Genomic DNA, 18,266 nt, shown 5'->3' on the forward strand with positions numbered 1-18,266 from the left:
AGTGAACGAGATGTCGATGAGCATGAATGAGAGACAGCAGCAGCTGCTCGGGATGCTGGAGAGCAGCGGCGAGGTGAAGGTCGCCGGTCTTAAAGAAACGTTTGGTGTGACGGAGATGACGATTCGTCGTGATCTCGAGAAGCTGGAGCTGGCGGGTTACGTGAAGCGGACTTTCGGCGGTGCCATATTGGCATCGAAGGATGTGGCGCTGCAGGATCGGTCCGTCGTCATGACCGAGGAGAAGAATCGAATCGGCAGAGCAGCGGCTGCTCTGGTGAGTGAGAATGACTCGATATTTATTGACGGGGGTACAACTACCCTTTATGTCGCGCGGCATTTGAAGGCTGGCATGAACATAACGGTAGTGACAAATGCACTGAATATCGCACTGGAGCTGCTAGAACGCGGGATTACCACAGTCGTCACAGGCGGTATGGCGCTGGAAACGACGTCAACATTAGTGGGGCCAGGAACGGTGGAGGCTATTGGGAAGATGGCATTTGACCGTGTATTTCTCGGCGCTACAGGGATAACGGCAAAACATGGCTTTAGCAACTCCAATATGTACGAGGCTGAAATCAAACGTATGGCTATCGTGCAAGCGACAGAGGTTAATGTCGTTGTCGATCATACGAAATATGGGGCGAAGGAGCTGTTCTCATTCGCTCCGCTGTCGGCAATCCATCGCATCATTTGCGATCAGCTTCCGGAGCAATCGCTGATTGAGGCATGTAGCGAGAACGGGGTACAGCTGCTGGAAGCTTAATTTAGACGGCAGTAAAGTTGTTTGTTTTAAACATTTTGATAGACAGGTGGAAGGAGCTCATATAGAATAATGTTATAAACGAACATTGTTTGTTCTAACAGAACAGAGGGGAATGGTAGATATGGCATCGGCAGCACCACGTCTCAATCGGATGTTTAGCGAGCAAGGAAAGTGTTTTGATGTAGCGGTAGATCACGGCTTTTTCAACGAGTTTTCCTTCCTTTCGGGCATTGAGAATATGAAGCAGGCCATTGAAACGATCGTGCAGGCGAATCCGGACTGCATTCAGCTTAGCATCGGGCAAGCGAAGTGGCTGCAGGCCGTTCCGGGCAAGAAGAAGCCCGGTCTTGTACTGCGTACGGATGCGGCGAATATCTATGGTACTGAGCTGCCGCGCTTCTTGTTCAGTGAACTTGTTGATCGTGCGATTGAGAAGGCAGTTGCGCTCGATGCCGTTGCGGTATGCGTGAACCTGCTGCTGCTGCCGGGTCAGCCGGAGCTGCACCATCAGTGCGTACGGAACATCTCGCTGCTGAAGAGCGAGTGTGAGAAATATGGGATGCCGCTTATGGTAGAACCGCTGGTCATGCTGCCGAATGAGGCGAAAGGCGGTTATATGGTTGACGGGGATATTAACAAAATCATGCCGCTTGTCCGCCAAGGCGTGGAGCTTGGCGCGGATGTCATTAAGGCCGATCCATGCGATGATGTAACGGAATATCACCGCGTTATTGAGGTAGCCTCCGGAATTCCTGTACTGGTTCGCGGCGGCGGCCGGGCAAGCGACGAAGAAATCGTGAACCGTACGGTGGAGCTCATGAATCAAGGTGCATCCGGCATCGTTTACGGACGCAATGTGATCCAGCATCCGAATCCTGCAGGGATGACCAATGCCCTGATGTCCATCGTGCATCACGGTGCCACGGCATCCGAAGCGTTAGCCATTCTAGGCGGAGAGGGTGCGAAGTAGGATGAGCAGACGGATCGTTCGTTTCGGCGTCATCGGCTGTGGGTTGATGGGCAAGGAGTTCGCAAGTGCGGCGGCAAGATGGCTGCACCTGGAGGGAGTCGAATTCGAACCTCGCATTGTTGCGGTATGCGATGCGAATCCGGCTGCGGCAGAGTGGTTTCAGCGCCAAGTGCCAAGCGTAGAGCGCGTGTACTCCGACTACAAGAATCTACTGTCCGATCCTGATGTGGAAGCTGTATACTGCGCGGTTCCGCATAATTTGCATGCGCAGATCTATGTGGATATTATTGCCGCGGGCAAACATTTGCTTGGGGAGAAGCCTTTCGGTATCGACAAAGAAGCGAATTCACGCATTAATGCCGCGCTGGTGGCACATCCCGAGGTGATTGTCCGCTGTTCATCGGAGTTCCCTTTCTATCCCGGGGCACATCAAATCATCCAGTGGGTGAATGAAGGCAAATTCGGCCGAATCATTGAAGTGGAGGCAGGCTTCTGGCATTCGAGTGACCTCGATCCAACGAAGCCGATCAATTGGAAACGCCGCATTGCGACCAATGGCGAGTATGGATGTATGGGCGATCTGGGGATGCACGTGCTGCACCTGCCGATGCGATTCGGTTGGCAGCCGAGGAGCGTTCGCGCTTTGCTGAGCAAAATTGTTTCCGAACGCCCGGATGGCAAAGGCGATAAAGTCCCTTGCGAAACCTGGGATAATGCCATCTTAGCCTGCGACGTTGAGACGGCTGATCAAGAATTCCCGATGGTGCTGTCTACGAAGCGCATTGCGCCGGGGCACGCAAATACATGGTTCATTCGTATCCAAGGAACAGAGATGTCCGCGGAATTCAGCACGAAAAATCCGAAGCAGGTAGCATCGCTCCCTTATTCACCGGGCAAGCAGCAGGCTTGGCATACGGTGGATGTTCCGTATAAGTCGGCGTATGGGACGATTACGGGCGGGATTTTCGAGTTTGGGTTTTCGGATTCGATTTTGCAAATGTGGGCGGCCTTCTGCGATGAACTTGTCAGCGGCAAAGCTGGGATGAAGCAGCCATTTTACTGCGCAACCCCGGAAGAGGCGCGCGGCAGCCACCTCTTGTTTACGGCGGCACTGGAATCGCAGCGCACCGGAGAAACCGTAACGATCGACTGGAGGGATTAACCTTGAGCGCAGCACGCGCAAACACGAATGTCGTCGAGGTCGTAGTGGCAGGACATATTTGTTTGGATGTTATCCCTGCTATGCAGGCGAAGAAGGACGGGATGGGGGCGATACTCGTTCCGGGCAAGCTGGTCGATATTGGCGCTGCCGTGATTTCAACGGGCGGAGCCGTGTCAAACACGGGACTTGCGCTGCACCGGCTTGGTTTAGGAACCAAGCTGATGGGGAAGATCGGCGATGATTTGTTCGGCGGAGCCATTATGGATGTGCTGCGCGGGTACGGGAAAGAGCTTGCAGATGGGATGATTGTCGCCGCGGGTGAGCACACTTCCTACTCGCTCGTTATCAGTCCCCCGAATATCGACCGGATCTTCCTCCATTGCACGGGGGCGAACGATACGTATTCAGCCGATGATTTACCTATCGAAGCGCTGCGAGGCGCGCGTTTGTTTCATTTTGGCTACCCGCCGCTCATGCGGAACATGTACGAGGATGGCGGAACGGAGCTGGCGAAGCTGTTGTCGCGCGTGAAGGAAGCAGGGCTCACGGTATCGCTGGACTTGGCGAAACCGGATCCGGAGTCGCCTGCAGGATTGGTGGACTGGCGAAGCGTATTTGTGAAAGCGCTGCCGAACGTTGATGTGTTCCTGCCCAGCTTCGAGGAGATTCTGTATATGCTTAGGCGTGAAGAATATGATTGGCTGTTATCCGTTCATGATACGAATGATTTGCTGCCTTTTGCAGATGGTCCGCTACTACGGGAACTGTCGCAAGAGCTGCTGGACCTTGGTGTCAGCGTAGTTGTGCTGAAGCTGGGCGAGCACGGTCTCTATCTGCGGACAACGGACAATCGCGAGAAGCTGGCGGCAGTGGGGGCTGGCGCACCAACGGATGTAGATGCATGGCTGGACCGCGAGCTGCTTGTGCCATGCTTCGAGGTCGAAGTAGCGGGGACAACCGGTGCGGGGGATTGCACGATTGCGGGATTCATAGCCGGATTGCTGAAGGGGTTGAGCCCTGAAGCGGTCTTGAATGGCGCGGTTGCGGTTGGTGCCAGCAACGTGGAGCATGCGGATGCGACGAGCGGCGTACCGGCATGGGAAACCGTACAGCAGCGCATGGCGGCAGGTTGGCAAAGAAAAGCAGTGACGCTGGCATTGCCGGGCTGGAGTAGTGCAAGCGCAACGGTGACTGCGGAGGCGGAGGGACAAACTGCAGAAGGCGTTTGGTATGGTCCAAGGGAGCAACGGTGAACGAAAGCGAATGGCTGAATCATAAGGAGGCGGATGAGTGTGAAGAGAAGCGAAGTGCGGGCCGCGCAGCAGCGGACGGCGGAATTGTTTGGTCAAGTCGGTATTGTGCTGACAGCGGAGGAACGTGACAACATAGAGGTCGCAACGTTCGGACTAGAGGATTTGGAAACGCAAGGACTCGAACTCATTACGTATATTAACAATGATCGCTATTGCGCGAAGGAGCTTGTCTTGTTCGCCGGCCAAACCTGTCCTGAGCATCTGCATCCACCGGTTGGTGCGGATCCCGGCAAGCTGGAAACGTTCCGCTGCCGTTTCGGCAAAGTGTGGCTCTATGTCGAAGGAGAGCCAGCTGCCGCAATACAAGCGAAAGTTCCGGCAGGCAGCGAGCCGTATTACACGGTGTTCCATGAGATTGAGCTGAATCCGGGCGAGCAATATACCATCTCCCCTGGCACGAAGCATTGGTTCCAGGCGGGCAGCGAAGGCGCGATCGTGTCGGAGTTTTCCAGCACGAGCCGCGATGAATGTGATATTTTCACCGATCCGAATGTGCTGCGTATTCCTGTTATTGAAGAAGATCTATAGGGTGTGCAGAGCGAAAACCGGTATCTCCGCTATGGGGTACCGGTTTTGTTGTTGACCGCTGCCCTGCTTGCTAGAGGATACCGGTTTTGTCGCGCAGCACCTGCTCGACTTTGGCGAGATGAATCTCCATGCGCGAGGAGGCGAGTGCTTCATCCTGCTGTTCGATCGCATCAACGAGGGCGCTATGCTCTTCGAGCAGCCTGCGCGCGGACTGACGTTCGGCATAGAACCAGAGGGAACGCGTATCGCGCATGCTCTCATGCAGCCGCATCGAGAGTGACTTCATGAGCTCGATGAGCATCGGGTTATGGGTCGCGGCCGCGATTTGCTCATGCAAGCGGACGTCGGCCTGCTCGCTGAAGGCTTCATCCGGCAGCCGCTGCTCCATCTGCTGCAGCGTCTCGTGCAGGGCAGCAAGATCGTCAGCGCTGCGGTGTTTAGCGGCTAGTGCGGCGCAGCCGGTTTCGAGCACTTTGCGCACCTCCAGCAGTTGAAGCAGGGAATCGGCGCGATCCAGCCAGTCTTCCTTGAGGGCGGCAGGTGAGTTGTCCTCGAGCTGTCCGGGATCAGGCGATTTGACGAAGGTACCGCCGCCTTGACGAATATCGAGCAGCCCTTTCGCTTTGAGCGCGCTTAGCGCTTCGCGAATGGTAGAGCGACCGACGCCGTATTCGGCGGCGAGGTCAACAACGGACGGAAGCTTGTCGCCGGGAAGAATAGCGCCGGATGTAATCCGATTATAAAGCTCGCGAGACACCCATTCATTACTCTTGAGCGGACGTTCATTCATATTCATATAGGGAGAATCCTCCTGAGCGGGTGGCATCGTCATAATGACGGCTAATTATCGATGTTCCATTTCTCCATCTTATGATATACTTTTTTCAAAGCAAAGTCATCAGACGACCTGATCTATTTCGCTGAGGGGGAACTCTTATATGCTTCATGACACGGTCAAAATCAAGCTGCGCGCTATCGTTGGCGAGCAGTGGTTCAAAGACGATCCGGAATCGTTAATTACGCATTCCTACGACGGAACGCCAATGCTGCAATCGCTGCCGGATGGCGTCATTTATCCCGAGAATACGGCGCAGGTATCAGCCATATTGAAGCTGCTTCAGGAGCACCGCATCCCGGTTGTCAGCCGCGGCTCCGGCACGAATCTATGCGGCGGAACCGTACCGGTTCAAGGCGGAATCGTCATGGTGATGCACCGGATGAATCGCATTCTGGAGGTCGATCTCGAAAATCTCACAGCTACCGTCCAGCCCGGCTTAAATACGAAGCAGTTTATTACGCATGTGGAGCAGCTTGGCCTGTTCTACCCGCCGGACCCGAGCAGCATGGCGATTTCGACGATCGGCGGCAATATTGCCGAGTGCTCGGGCGGGCTTCGCGGCCTGAAATACGGAACGACGAAGGATTACGTCATCGGCCTTGAAGCTGTGCTGGCAAACGGAGAGATCCTGCGCACCGGCGGCAAGCTGATGAAAGACGTTGCCGGTTACGATCTGACGAAGCTGCTGGTCGGCTCGGAAGGAACGCTTGCCGTGATTACGGAAGCTACGCTGAAGCTGATTCCTCCGCCGAAGACGAAGAAAACGATGCTGGCGATGTATAAGGATTTGTATGGCGCGGCTCGGACCGTTTCGAAGATTATCGAGAACCGCATTATTCCGGCGACGCTGGAGTTTCTGGATAATCCGACGATTCGCGTCGTGGATGATTTCGCGAAGCTGGGGCTTCCGCTGGATATGGATGCGATCCTGCTCATCGAGCAGGATGGCGATCCGGAGATGGTGGAGCGGGACATCGCGCGGATCGCGGATATTTGCCGCAGCGAAAATGCGGAGCGCGTCTCCATTGCGGAGAACGAGGCGGAGGCGCTGAAGCTGCTGACCGCGCGGCGAAGCGCGTTTACGGCGCTGGCGAGACTGCGGCCGACGACGATTCTCGAGGATGCGACGGTGCCGCGCTCGAAGATCGCCGAGATGGTGCTCGCGATCAACGAGATTGCGGAGCGGCATAACGTGACGATCTGTACGTTCGGCCATGCCGGGGACGGCAATTTGCATCCGACAGCTACGACGGACGCGCGCGATCAGGATGAAATTCATCGCGTGGAGCTGGCTTTCGAGGAAATCTTCGAGGCCGCAATCGCGCTTGGCGGCACGATTACGGGTGAGCATGGCGTTGGCCTTGTGAAAGCACCTTACTTGGAGTGGAAGGTAGGCGCGGCCGGCATGGAAGTTATGCGGGCGATCAAGACGGCTTTCGACCCGAACAACATCTTGAATCCGGGCAAAATGTTCGCCAAATCAACGCGCAAAAGGGTGGTGCTCGGCCATGGCTAACTCCCTTGTCTCCCTGCTTGAATCCAAGGAAGGCGGCAAGTGCAGCGAGCTCGCGACAACGCTGAAGAGCACGCTCGACTATGATCAACTTACCAATTGCATGCGCTGCGGCTTCTGTTTGCCGGCGTGCCCAACCTTCCGCGAAACGGGCATTGAAGCGGAATCGCCGCGTGGACGGATTGCGTTGATGAAGGCAGTGGCGGACGGCATTATGAATCCGGATTATGCATTCGAGACGCAGATGAATCACTGTTTGGGCTGCCGTGCTTGCGAGCCGGCATGTCCTGCGGACGTGAAATACGGACAGCTGCTGGAGCAGGCGCGCGATTCCATCGAGCAGCATACGACTAGCCACCGGTGGTGGGTAAAGCTGGCACGGAAGACCGCATTCGATGGCATGTTTCCCCATCAGAAACGGATGCGGCTGCTCGGGGGAGCGCTGCAAATCTATCAGCAGTCCGGATTGCGCAAGCTCGTCCGCGGCGTTGGCCTCATGAAGCTGTTTCCGGCTCATATGGGACAGATGGAGAGCATCTTGCCGGACGCTTCGTATCGCGGCGTGGTTGAGCAGATCGGCTCCCACCATCCGGCGAAAGGCGAGCGTGTGGGAACGGTCGGCTTGTTCCGGGGCTGCATTATGGATGTGCTGTTCACGGAAACGAATAAGCACACGGTTGAATTACTGAATGAAGCGGGCTTCGACGTCGTCATTCCGGAGACGCAAAATTGCTGCGGCGCGCTGCATGCGCACAGCGGCGAGCAAGCAGGAGCGAAGGAGCTGGCCAAACGCAATATCAAGGCATTCCAATCCGCAGGCGTCGATTGGATTGCTTCCAATGCCGGCGGCTGCGGCGCGCTGCTGGTGGAATACGACCACCTGCTGCACGACGATCCGCAGTGGGCGGAAGGCGCGGCTTGGTTTGCGAAGCGCACGCTTGATGTGAGCAAGCTGCTCGTGGAGCACGGCCGCTTGCAGGACGCGGCGACGCTGGCCGTGGCGGCGAGCAAGGCTGCCGCTGCACCGAGCTGCGGCGGTGGCAGAGCGAAGCCGGGCTCGGGCTCGGCCGGCACCGCCAGCGCGGCAGCGGCCGAAACCGCCGCCGCCGGATGCGGCGGCTCCTGCGGAGGCGGCGTTAGCTTCGCCTCCACGGACAAGGTCCGCATCACGTACCAGGATTCCTGCCATCTGCGCAACGCGATGCGCTCCTCCGAAGCGCCGCGCAAGCTGATGCGCAGCGTGGCGAATGCGGAGTTCATCGAGCTTAACGAGGCGGATCGCTGCTGCGGCTCGGCGGGCATCTATAACTTGACGCAGCCGGAGATGGCCGGCCACATTCTCGACCATAAGATGGACCATGTGAAACGAACAGATGCCCATTACTTGCTCACAAGCAACCCCGGTTGTTTGCTGCAGATGAAGCTTGGCATCGAGAAGCATGGCATGAGCGGCAAGATGGAAGCCGTGCATCTGGTTGATTTTCTGCATGAGCGGATATGTAAGTCGGAATAGTCACATAAAGAAACAGTCCGGGGATGTCGACCCACGGACTGTTTTTTCATGCAGCAAAACGGTCACTCGCATCTGCCAATGAGGAAGTAATCCTCGACGTGAACATGGTCCCAAGTGACGCCAACGGTAAAAGCAACGTTACTGCCCCCAATTCCGCTTGTCTCAATTCGAACGCCGAAGACATTGACACCGGCATATACATTCTCCAGCGTATAGCTGGAGTTGGGCTCTCCGATCGGATTAAGCGATACCAGCTTCATGACATAGGGGATTTTCTCACCGGATCCGGTGCCGGACGGCACGATTTGATAGACTTCGATGGCTGCGGCGGCAGGCTGTCGGTCGGTCGTGAAGACACAAATCGCAAGGCTTGTGATCTGCGGAACTTGGCCGTTCCAAATCGGACCGGAATCATAGATGGGCATAACTCGTCCTCCTTTATATGATGCGACTATTACTAGTTACTATATGGTAGTGAGACAAGTTTGGTTATAGATAGCTGGCTAACTAATAGAGAACAAGCCCCTGATCAGGATCAGGGGCTTGCGTTTTTAATTGCGGCTATATCCACCAGCCGTTATCCTTCTCATCCAGCAGCTCTGCGGAAACCTCGTTCCATTGGAACGAAGTCTCTTCACCGCCCAGCACCCATCGGCTTGGACATGTCGTGCGCAGCCAATCCAGCGGCTCGCCAACCGGCAGCGGCTGAGCTGCCAGTTCAAAAGCGGCGCGCAATGCGAGCTCCTGCTCCTTCGAAACGATGGCCGGATCGGCCGAGACGAACAGCGGAGTGCCGCTGCCCGCAAGCAGGCGCAGCCATTCCCGGTTGTACGCCCATGGCACGTCCTTCGTTAAGCCCAGGCAATCCGCATCGTGGCTATAGAAGGTGCCATGCTGCGCCATGCGAAAAGCCATCGTATTCACGCCCATGTAACGTGTCCGCTCCCACCAGCGTCCGCTTGTATCATCGCCGGTCCGCTGAATCTCGAACAGTCCTGCGGAAAGATGGCTGAAGGTGTTGCAGCCAATAATGTCCGCCTGCCCGGAAGCTTTGGCAATTGTCCGGTACAGCTCGAGCGTAATTTCGGCGGTCGTCTTGGAACGATCATGGAACGTATAAGGCAGTGCATGAGGCTTCGATTTCATCGTAAAACCCCACTGACCGAGCAGATCGTACGTCGTAAAATCATGCTTCAGCATATCGAATCCGTAGCCGACCATTCGTTCTACCGATTCGCGGATATGGGACAGTACGCCCGGAATGCTAGGATCGAGCACACTGCTGCCGGTGGTTGCTTCCTTGTAACGAATCCACTCTGCAGGTACCTGCTCTGTCGTCAGGAGCGGACGGAACCAGAGGCCGGGCTTCACGCCGATCTCTTTCATTTCACCGGCGAGCCGTTCCATGTCAGGGAACTTGCTGTTCCCTATCCACGGTCCGCCATTGCAGGTACCGCCGTCGTCTTTGGCTGACTGCCAGCCATCGTCAATGACCATATATGGACGATTGAGCGTATTCGAAGATAACGAAGAAATAAACCGCGAATCCTCTAAAATCTCCCTGTGAGAGCTTTCCCCGTAGGCATAGTACCAGTTATTGCCGCCATATACGGGCTGCTTCGGCATTAAAGGCTTGTCACACATCAGGGCGCAGAATCGCCTTGCAGCTGCGAAAGGCGTTTCGCCAAGCGTGCCCGGATCATAAATGAGATCGGCAACCGCAAGTGTACGCGCACCAAGACAGACGCCGCCGCTGCCGCTCGTAACATCAGCGGTGAACGTTATGCCATCTGAATCCAGCTGCCAGTAGCAGAGCGAATTCGCGCCTGTCTTCACACCGTAGCCTGCTGTGCGCAGCCCATCGTGAGCTAGAAAATACCAAGGCATTACGCGCTCCGGCACGATACCTCGCCATTCCAAGTCTCCGTAACCGCGCTCCCAGTGATCGCCGAGAAGGAGCAGATTTCCTGCCGGCGCTTCATTCCAGCGCAGTTTGATTGTGCGCACGGGCAGAATTGGCGCTTCCAGCTCAAGCGAGATGACATTCCCTCTGCGTTTCATCGTAAGTGCCAGCCCCGCCGCTTCCCATCTATCCGCTCCGGCGCGGGCAAGTGTTTGCCAACTGTCCTCCGTTCGGATGAAGATAGCGCTCGGTTCACCTGACAAAATCATTGCTGTCAAAGTAATGCCTCCTTGTATACTCGTTTTATAGTTCTATTTTAATATGGATAACCCCTCGCGGCATACACATAAGTAACAACTGGGGCAGGGGTGGTACGTATGGAGGTTTTCAAATCATTCCTGACAAAACTTCTAATCCTGCTTTTTACGCTGCTGTTTATTTATCCGGCGATTCTATTCGCAATTTTGGTGCTGGGATTTACGGACTCTTGGAAGTCGGGAACTACGATGCTTGTATCTGCACTGCTGCTTCGCTTTATCTTGAAACGTGAGATCGCTAGGCTTCCACCCCTTCGCAGCTCTAAGCAGGAGCGGTTGGGGAGCTTCCCGGGTGTTTATAAGGATGAGGAGTCTCCGCCGCCGCAGCTCAGCGACATCTACTATGATATTGCTGCAAAAATGAAAGAGCAGGAAGAGATTATCCGTATCGTAAATCAAGCGAACGAGAAACCCGGCACCAAGCGAGAGCAGGTATGATGCTCTGGTAAGGTGTTTTTTTTGTTTCCAATTGTTTACAAGAACGGAACTGGTTTTTTATAATGGAGTAACCTGACCAGCAGTGAGGAGAGAAGCCTGTTGAAGCGATACGTGTTCGTCATTGTCGCGGCGTCTATTATGATTTGTTTGGCCATATTGGCCTATTGGGATGCGTACAGGCCACGGGTTGGTCCCGTCGGCAATGGGCCGGATGATGCCGCCGTTCTAAGAGCATTTATCCTTCGGCTCATTTCTTCCGTGAGCATACTGGTCGTTGGCATTACTGGTTTATATAAGCACAGGAAGAAAGTGGGGCAGCGTGCACATGGAGCATTTGGCCAATTACCGCCTAGTCCAATCGATTGCGAGAGAAACGATAAATGACTTACAACCTTTATTCGTGAAGGAGTAACAGAGCGTGACATCGTTCACAGAGCCGAAAGTTTCATGCGCAATAAGGGAATTGACTCTTTCTGGTATTATGGGATTGGGGCCTTTGTTCATGTCGGTAAGCGAACGCTGATCTCCGAGTCTGGGAGAAGCTACGAGCCGTCTGAGCAAGCTGTTGGTCGCGATGGCATTGTAACTGTCGATCTCAGCCCGGAACTTCGTACCTATTGGGGCGATCATGCTCGAACGTTCGTTGTTTGTAATGGCGAGGCGGCAGGGGAACAAGCGCTGCAAAGCTCTGGCTCTGATTTTGCGGACGGTGTTCAAATGGGGAAAACGCTCCATGCAGCGTTTATGGACTATGCCAAACCGGAGATGACGTTTGAGCACATTTATTTGTACATCAATAAATTTATACAACACCATGGCTATGTAAATCTCGATTTTGCCGGTAATATCGGTCATACAATTGAGTTTCATAGGGACGATCGACTATATTTCGAGCTGGGAAACACAACGATGCTCAGCGAGGCGTCGCTATTTACCTTTGAGCCGCATATTAGCTTGAAGAATGGCAAGTATGGATTTAAGAGAGAAGATATTTATTATTTTCAAGAGAGTCGGCTCGTTTGTTTATGAGGATGGCAATTCATGCTACCATTGCGGAAGGAAACACGTATAAAGGGATGGCGGAGCGAGCTCGATGAGAATTTGCAGCATCATATCGAACATGCGAGGGGAGTTTTATAGAAGATGAATGCGTTGTCGATTGAACAAGTTTATAAGCAATATGGAGATAAGACGGCAGTAAATGGCATCAGCCTCGAGGTTGCGCCGGGGGAAATTTATGGACTGCTTGGTGCCAACGGCGCCGGGAAAACAACGACGATGCGTATGGTACTTGGTCTGATCTATCCGGATTCCGGCAGCATTCGATATGATGGCAAAGCGTATGGGAAAGAGCAGTTGAAGGGACTCGGCTACTTGCCCGAGGAACGAGGGCTGTACCCGAAAGTAAAGGTATCCGATCAGATCATTTATCTCGCCCAGCTGCGCGGCATGTCCAAGCGGGATGCCGATCAGAACCTGAAACGCTGGCTGGATCGGTTCGGCGTACCGGAGTACTACGGCAAGAAGGTAGAGGAACTGTCCAAGGGGAATCAGCAGAAGATCCAGTTCATCGCTGCCGTCATCCACCAGCCGCGCATCGTTATCATGGATGAAGCGTTCAGCGGATTGGATCCGGTCAACGTGGAGCTGCTGAAGTCGACGGTTAAGGAATTGCGCGATGCCGGTTCATGTATCTTGTTCTCGACCCACCGGATGGAGCATGTGGAGGAGCTGTGCCGCAACATCACGATTTTGCATAAATCGAACACGGTTCTGCAAGGTAATCTGAAAGCCATTAAGAAGAAGTTTCCGCGGGAGCGCATTATTCTGGCAACGGACGGCGACGTTGCCGGCCTTGAATCGGTTGGCGGTGTCATGAACGTGAAACGGCAGGAGTATGGTTATGAGCTGCTGATCAATGACGAGGCGGCGGGTCGCCCCGTGCTGGAGCTGGCCATGGCGCAAACCGGCGTGCAGCGCTTTGAAATCTTGGAACCAACGCTCAATGAAATCTTTATTAAGACAGTAGGTGAGAGCCATGAATAGCGGTTTCTGGACAGTTGTAGGCTTTACGGCGAAGAACAAGCTGAGAGGGAAAGCTTTTCTCGTTACGACGCTTATCATTGCGGTCATCATGAGTATTGTTATCAATTTGCCGTATTTAATCTCTCAATTTAGCGGCGAAGGGAAGCCGACTGCGGTTGGCTACTTGGACAGCACGAGTGAGAAAGCCAAATCAGAGCTGTTCACCTCCACGCGAATTGCCGATATGCTGAATTCTTACTATGGGAAGCAGGAGAAGCCAGAACTGAAACTGGTTCCCATTGCAGACGCCGGTTCGGCAGATGCAAACGAGAAGGCACTGAAGAAAGCCATTGCCGATGATGTCATTCACGGCTATATCGAATTCTCGCCAGGCAAGGAGAGCGATTTCCCTGCCATTACGTATAAGTCCGAGAGCTTGATGGAATCGAAGGTGTCGTCGTCGTTGTCCGCTGCACTTCAGGTGGTTAAGATGGAGGCGGTCATTGGCGGAGGCGGATTGAGCGACGATGTGAAGGCGCTCCTGACGAAGCCGATTGAGCTGGATTCCGTGCAAATTTCCACTGTGGAAGGTGCAGGATCAATTGGACAAGGGAAGACGAAGGCCCAGCAAGGCATGGACTTCGGAACGGTATACGTGATCATTATCATGCTGTTCATGGCGATTATGATCAGCGGTCAAATGATCGCAAGCGAGATTACAGCGGAGAAGAGCTCCCGCGTCATGGAGATTCTCATCACAAGCGTCTCGCCCCTGAAAGCGATGTTCGGCAAAATCTTCGGGATGTTTCTCGTCGTGCTGCTGCAGCTGGCGTTATATATCGTGGTCATTGTAATCAACATGACCTTGCCGCAGAATAGTGATAAGCTCGGCGATCTGGGTATATCGCTGAACGATATCGATCCGGTTCTGGTCACCTATGCGCTGGTGTTCTTCCTGACGGGCTACTTCTTGTTCGCTACGCTCTTCGCGGCAGTCGGCTCCATCGTCAGCCGCACGGAGGATCTGGGCCAGGCGGTGCTGCCCATTACGATGCTGTCGCTCGCAGGTTTCTACATCTGCATCTTCGGCGGAATGAACAATCCGGGCTCGCTGCTCATGAAGGTGTGCTCGTTTATTCCCTTCTTCGCTCCCTACGCCATGGTCTCCCGGCTCGGCCTGTCCGATCCGCCGCTATGGCAAGTATGGCTGTCCATTGCAACGCTGCTGGCTTCCATTCTGGCAGCAGGCTGGTTGTCCGCGAAGATTTATCGCGCAGGCGTGCTGATGTATGGGAAGAAGCCTTCGATGAAAGAGCTGTTCAAAGCGATGCGTGCTTATAAGTAAGCTATCGACAATGGAGGTTTTGTTCTAAACACAAAGTACAGTCTGAATACAAAATATACATCAATATATAAAGACAAGACCACTCCTGATAATGGAGTGGTTTCTTTGGATAGAACTTCTCTTTTATTGAATTTCGTAGCCTTTATCTTTATTTATTCTTGATTAAATCAGAAATCAAGATACCGTTTATATTTAATGCAGTAATGTCGCAATCAGTTATATCAACATTTGATAAATCACAATTTCTTAATTGCCCATTGGAGAGGTTACAGTTATGAAAACTTACTGGTTTATAATGCCCATCGGGATGGTAATTTCCTTCCCCTTCCATTGGGAGAACCACATTATGAAATTCCGTTCCAAATAAATGGATGTGGTCAATAACAGCGTTGCTAAAATTAGCATCCCTAATGCTTAATCTCGACAGATTAACATCATTCAAAGTCATTCCACTCATGTTTACGTTATTTATTTTTGTCTTTGCCAAGCTGACATTATCAATGACAAGTTCCTCAGCTCTAACCTCCTGCCACTTAGAACCTGATATATCCACCTTTTGCAAATCCAACGGTTCTTAGTTATAATACCGGTCACCAGGTTAGGATCCGAAAATGCTATGAATGCTAACAGACAGATAACAAAAAAATTATCGATAAATTTTCGATAATTTTTGACAGTATTATAGACTCTTGTTATAATGGCGGCAGGGGAGAAATCGCTATAGGGTAATATTCATGAAGTTTTGGTGTATTCCTCCATATGATATAATAAGAATTATAGGCCTAAGAACATGCTGAAAGTCCTTAGTTTAGCAACTGAGAGTAGCTTTTGGCATAATGATATTGATAATTCTGTTTAATTTAGTGAAATCATGACTTCAAGGAGAAAGAGAAGTGCTGCTATTGTGGCTAAAATCAAAGAAATTGCAGAGAAAATGAACATATCAGTAAGCACGGTATATAAAGCTTTAAGCGACGCAGAGGACGTAAATCCGGAAACGAAAAAGAAAATATTGAAAACGGCGATTAACATGGGCTATGTTGCCAAGCGGAAAGGAGATAATCACAAACGGATTTGCGTCTTCATCGACCAGCCGGAGGATAATCATGTGCAGTATTTCGATTATGAGGTCATGATGGCTTTCAAGCGTAATGCGATTCATAGCGGGCATGAAGTATCTATAATGTCACTGGATTATACGCTGAATCATTCGAAATCCTTCGATGAATTGATGAATGAATATCAATTCGACGGTGCCGTCATATTAGGTTTAAGCAATTTCAATCCTTATTTCGAACAGTTGAAAACGACAAGCCATCCTGTGGTCATTCTAGATAACTTCCTGGAAAACCAAATGGTTGCCAGCGTATGCTGCGACAACATGAAAGGGATGAAACTGGCGATCGATCATCTGGTTGATCTGGGCCACACTCGCATCGGTTTTATTAACGGTCAGAATGACGCCTATGTATGCAAGGAAAGGTTGGGTGGTTATATCAGCAGTATTGCGTTACGCGGAATTGCATTTGACCCTGAACTTGTATGCAACGGTAACTTTACGGAGGAATCGGCGGCTCCCTTAGCACGTAATTTAGTCAGCATGGGTGTGACAGCGATTATGTGCTGCAACGACATGCTCGCTATTGGTGCGATTAAGGAATTAAAGGGGATGGGGCTTAACGTTCCGCGAGACATCAGCGTAGTCGGATTTGATGATATCAAATTATCAAGCTACATCACGCCGAAATTGACCACGATTCATACGGATCTCGGTAATATGGGAGAGAAGCTCTTTATTGTTTTGGAGCTGCTAATGAAAGACAACCGACTGGATATGTCGTTGCAGCCTTCGTACCTGGTGGTTAGGGAATCTACGGCAACCGTTAATAGCAAAGCTGAATAGCTGGATAGCCGGAGCGGCTAGCTATTCCCTTATGATGACAGAAACGGACATGATATCGCGCCAACTTTTCTGCCGAACGGGTTCGGCGGATTTTTTTCCATGTGAATATTGATGGAATTTACAGCAGCACAATGAAGGATGAGACACCTGAAAGTCCAGGCGTCTCATCCTTTTATTGTGCTTTTTTTTCGCAATGGATGCGAACATAAAACTCAATTATTTATCGATAATTTATCGATAAATAATTGACAATATTATAGAGGGTTGTTATGATGGACCAAGATTCAAATCGATCACTGCGATGATCAATTTTATGGACAAGGAGGTGAGCAGAGTTAGCCGGTATCCGTTGTTTTCGTGAAAAATGATCAGGTGGGTTGAATGAAAAAAATCGATATTGGGAGGTTAACATGAAAAAGATATCAAGTCTCATTCTTGCGATGATTGTTATGCTTACTTTGGCGGCTTGTGGCAATGGCAATAATGAAAGTGCTTCCAAAAACAACGGCGGCACATCTGCCAGCGAGCCGGCATCGGCCGCCGGTCAGTCGGCGGAGAATGAAAAAAGCTTGAAACCAGAGGAAGGGGCAACGATTCGGTGGTGGGGAAATAAAGAAGATTTGGAATGGATGAAATTCGTAGGGGATGCATTTACAAAACAATATGGCGTGGCAATTGAATATACAGATCAATCTACGGTTGATGCGTTTCAAAAACTTCAGACTGATGGGCCAGCCGGGTTGGGACCAGATTTATTTACCTCCGCCCATAACAACACAGGAACGCTAGCAGCATCAGGTGTACTTATGGAAAATTATTTTACTGATGAGTATAAAGAAATGTTTGTTAAGGAAGCGATAGACGGCACTTCCTATAAGGACATTCTTTATGGCTATCCGTTAAGTATTGAGACTTATGCGCTGTTATACAATAAAGACTTGGTCAAGGAAGTTCCTACGACGATGGATGAATTGATTGAACAATCAAAGTCTTTCACGGATGCGAAGCAAAATAAATTCGGTTTTATGATGCAGGCTGATGACTTCTATTATGTCCATGCCTTCCTTGCGGGTTATGGTGGTTATGTGTTTGGCAGTAACAATACAGACCCAACCGACCTATCGGGATTGAATGGTGATGGTGCGATAAAGGCCGGCAACTTGCTGCAACGCATACACAAAGAAATATTGCCATTAAGCGTAGAGGATATGACGTTTGATATTATCAGTTCCATGTTCAATGAAGGTAAGCTGATGTTTCGGATTGGTGCTCCACCGGACTTAAAGAGCATTCGAGAAGCGGGTGTGAATTTCGGCATCGTACCGTTCCCTCTGCTTGAAACGGGTGAGCATCCGAAAAGCTTCTCCAATGTAAAATCCATTTATCAGAGTTCCTATAGCAAATACCCGGATGCTGCTTCTCTTCTGGCGCAGTATGCCACTTCGGAGGAGATGCTGCTTAAGCGTTTTGAAATGGTTGGTCAGATTCCCGCTATAAAGAGCCTTTGGGAAAGCGATGCAATCAAAAACGATCCTAACGTAGCGCCATTCATGGAGCAGGTGAAATATTCCGTTCCGATGCCGAACATTCCTGCAAACAATTCGATGTGGGTGCCGATGCAGCAAGCGTATAATCTCATTTGGAATAAGAATGCAGATCCCAAGACGGCATTGGATCAGGCGGTTGCCAATCTTAAGGACTCCCTTGCAGCCGCAAAATAAAGGAAGCGTGC

18 protein-coding genes are annotated in these 18,266 nt (G+C 51.9%); 14 read left to right on the forward strand and 4 right to left on the reverse strand.

Annotation, left to right across the window (positions count from 1 at the left end):
- Positions 1-10: 10 nt before the first annotated feature.
- The 5 genes from AC6ESO_RS25620 (at position 11) to AC6ESO_RS25640 (ending at position 4,739) form a co-directional block, all read left to right on the forward strand.
- Positions 11-766, forward strand: a complete 756-nt coding sequence (locus tag AC6ESO_RS25620; protein WP_497093863.1) for a DeoR/GlpR family DNA-binding transcription regulator — start codon at positions 11-13, stop codon at positions 764-766.
- A gap of 121 nt (positions 767-887) precedes the next feature.
- Positions 888-1,736 (forward strand): class I fructose-bisphosphate aldolase, encoded by an 849-nt coding sequence (locus AC6ESO_RS25625; RefSeq protein WP_497093864.1) that lies wholly within the window; start codon positions 888-890, stop codon positions 1,734-1,736.
- Between the two features lies 1 nt (position 1,737).
- Complete coding sequence (locus AC6ESO_RS25630; protein ID WP_497093865.1) at positions 1,738-2,898, forward strand: Gfo/Idh/MocA family protein; 1,161 nt, start codon at positions 1,738-1,740, stop codon at positions 2,896-2,898.
- A gap of 2 nt (positions 2,899-2,900) precedes the next feature.
- Positions 2,901-4,151, forward strand: a complete 1,251-nt coding sequence (locus AC6ESO_RS25635; protein WP_497093866.1) for a carbohydrate kinase family protein — start codon at positions 2,901-2,903, stop codon at positions 4,149-4,151.
- Positions 4,152-4,184: 33 nt separating this feature from the next.
- Entirely contained in the window at positions 4,185-4,739 is a 555-nt protein-coding gene (locus tag AC6ESO_RS25640; protein ID WP_494822089.1) for a D-lyxose/D-mannose family sugar isomerase, read from the forward strand.
- A gap of 70 nt (positions 4,740-4,809) precedes the next feature.
- On the opposite strand, the gene AC6ESO_RS25645 is transcribed toward AC6ESO_RS25640, so the two are convergent.
- Complete coding sequence (locus tag AC6ESO_RS25645) at positions 4,810-5,535, reverse strand: FadR/GntR family transcriptional regulator (RefSeq protein WP_497093867.1); 726 nt, start codon at positions 5,533-5,535, stop codon at positions 4,810-4,812.
- Between the two features lie 142 nt (positions 5,536-5,677).
- Here AC6ESO_RS25645 and glcD point away from each other — a divergent pair, with 142 nt between their 5' ends.
- Both glcD and AC6ESO_RS25655 read left to right on the forward strand, forming a co-directional pair.
- Positions 5,678-7,093, forward strand: coding sequence for a glycolate oxidase subunit GlcD (gene glcD / locus AC6ESO_RS25650; protein WP_497093868.1), 1,416 nt, complete (start codon positions 5,678-5,680; stop codon positions 7,091-7,093).
- Entirely contained in the window at positions 7,086-8,603 is a 1,518-nt protein-coding gene (locus tag AC6ESO_RS25655) for a (Fe-S)-binding protein (RefSeq protein WP_497093869.1), read from the forward strand. The genes glcD and AC6ESO_RS25655 overlap by 8 nt, the downstream gene beginning before the upstream one ends.
- A 62-nt stretch (positions 8,604-8,665) precedes the next feature.
- Here the strand turns inward: AC6ESO_RS25655 and AC6ESO_RS25660 are convergent, their stop codons facing one another.
- Both AC6ESO_RS25660 and AC6ESO_RS25665 read right to left on the reverse strand, forming a co-directional pair.
- A complete protein-coding gene (locus AC6ESO_RS25660) occupies positions 8,666-9,028 on the reverse strand; it encodes a hypothetical protein (RefSeq protein WP_497093870.1) in 363 nt (120 codons plus the stop codon).
- 136 nt (positions 9,029-9,164) lie between these two features.
- A complete protein-coding gene (locus AC6ESO_RS25665; protein WP_497093896.1) occupies positions 9,165-10,775 on the reverse strand; it encodes an alpha-amylase family protein in 1,611 nt (536 codons plus the stop codon).
- 108 nt (positions 10,776-10,883) lie between these two features.
- On the opposite strand from AC6ESO_RS25665, the gene AC6ESO_RS25670 reads away from it, so the two are divergent.
- The 5 genes from AC6ESO_RS25670 to AC6ESO_RS25690 all read left to right on the forward strand — a co-directional run bounded on the left by AC6ESO_RS25670 (position 10,884) and on the right by AC6ESO_RS25690 (position 14,631).
- The gene (locus AC6ESO_RS25670; protein ID WP_497093871.1) at positions 10,884-11,261 is read left to right on the forward strand and encodes a hypothetical protein; all 378 of its coding nucleotides are present in this window, start codon (positions 10,884-10,886) and stop codon (positions 11,259-11,261) included.
- Positions 11,262-11,360: 99 nt separating this feature from the next.
- Positions 11,361-11,645 (forward strand): hypothetical protein, encoded by a 285-nt coding sequence (locus AC6ESO_RS25675; RefSeq protein WP_497093872.1) that lies wholly within the window; start codon positions 11,361-11,363, stop codon positions 11,643-11,645.
- A gap of 12 nt (positions 11,646-11,657) precedes the next feature.
- Positions 11,658-12,290, forward strand: a complete 633-nt coding sequence (locus AC6ESO_RS25680; RefSeq protein WP_497093897.1) for a M24 family metallopeptidase — start codon at positions 11,658-11,660, stop codon at positions 12,288-12,290.
- 114 nt (positions 12,291-12,404) lie between these two features.
- Complete coding sequence (locus AC6ESO_RS25685; RefSeq protein WP_497093873.1) at positions 12,405-13,307, forward strand: ABC transporter ATP-binding protein; 903 nt, start codon at positions 12,405-12,407, stop codon at positions 13,305-13,307.
- Positions 13,300-14,631, forward strand: coding sequence for an ABC transporter permease (locus tag AC6ESO_RS25690; RefSeq protein ID WP_497093874.1), 1,332 nt, complete (start codon positions 13,300-13,302; stop codon positions 14,629-14,631). Before AC6ESO_RS25685 ends, AC6ESO_RS25690 begins: the two co-directional genes overlap by 8 nt.
- Before the next feature lie 148 nt (positions 14,632-14,779).
- Here AC6ESO_RS25690 and AC6ESO_RS25695 read toward each other — a convergent pair whose 3' ends face one another.
- The gene (locus AC6ESO_RS25695; RefSeq protein WP_497093875.1) at positions 14,780-15,184 is read right to left on the reverse strand and encodes a pentapeptide repeat-containing protein; all 405 of its coding nucleotides are present in this window, start codon (positions 15,182-15,184) and stop codon (positions 14,780-14,782) included.
- 351 nt (positions 15,185-15,535) lie between these two features.
- Here AC6ESO_RS25695 and AC6ESO_RS25700 point away from each other — a divergent pair, with 351 nt between their 5' ends.
- Both AC6ESO_RS25700 and AC6ESO_RS25705 read left to right on the forward strand, forming a co-directional pair.
- Entirely contained in the window at positions 15,536-16,534 is a 999-nt protein-coding gene (locus AC6ESO_RS25700; protein WP_497093876.1) for a LacI family DNA-binding transcriptional regulator, read from the forward strand.
- 410 nt (positions 16,535-16,944) lie between these two features.
- Positions 16,945-18,255 (forward strand): sugar ABC transporter substrate-binding protein, encoded by a 1,311-nt coding sequence (locus AC6ESO_RS25705; protein ID WP_497093877.1) that lies wholly within the window; start codon positions 16,945-16,947, stop codon positions 18,253-18,255.
- The last annotated feature ends 11 nt before the right edge of the window (positions 18,256-18,266 follow it).

It is taken from the genome of Paenibacillus rhizoryzae (assembly GCF_059686995.1).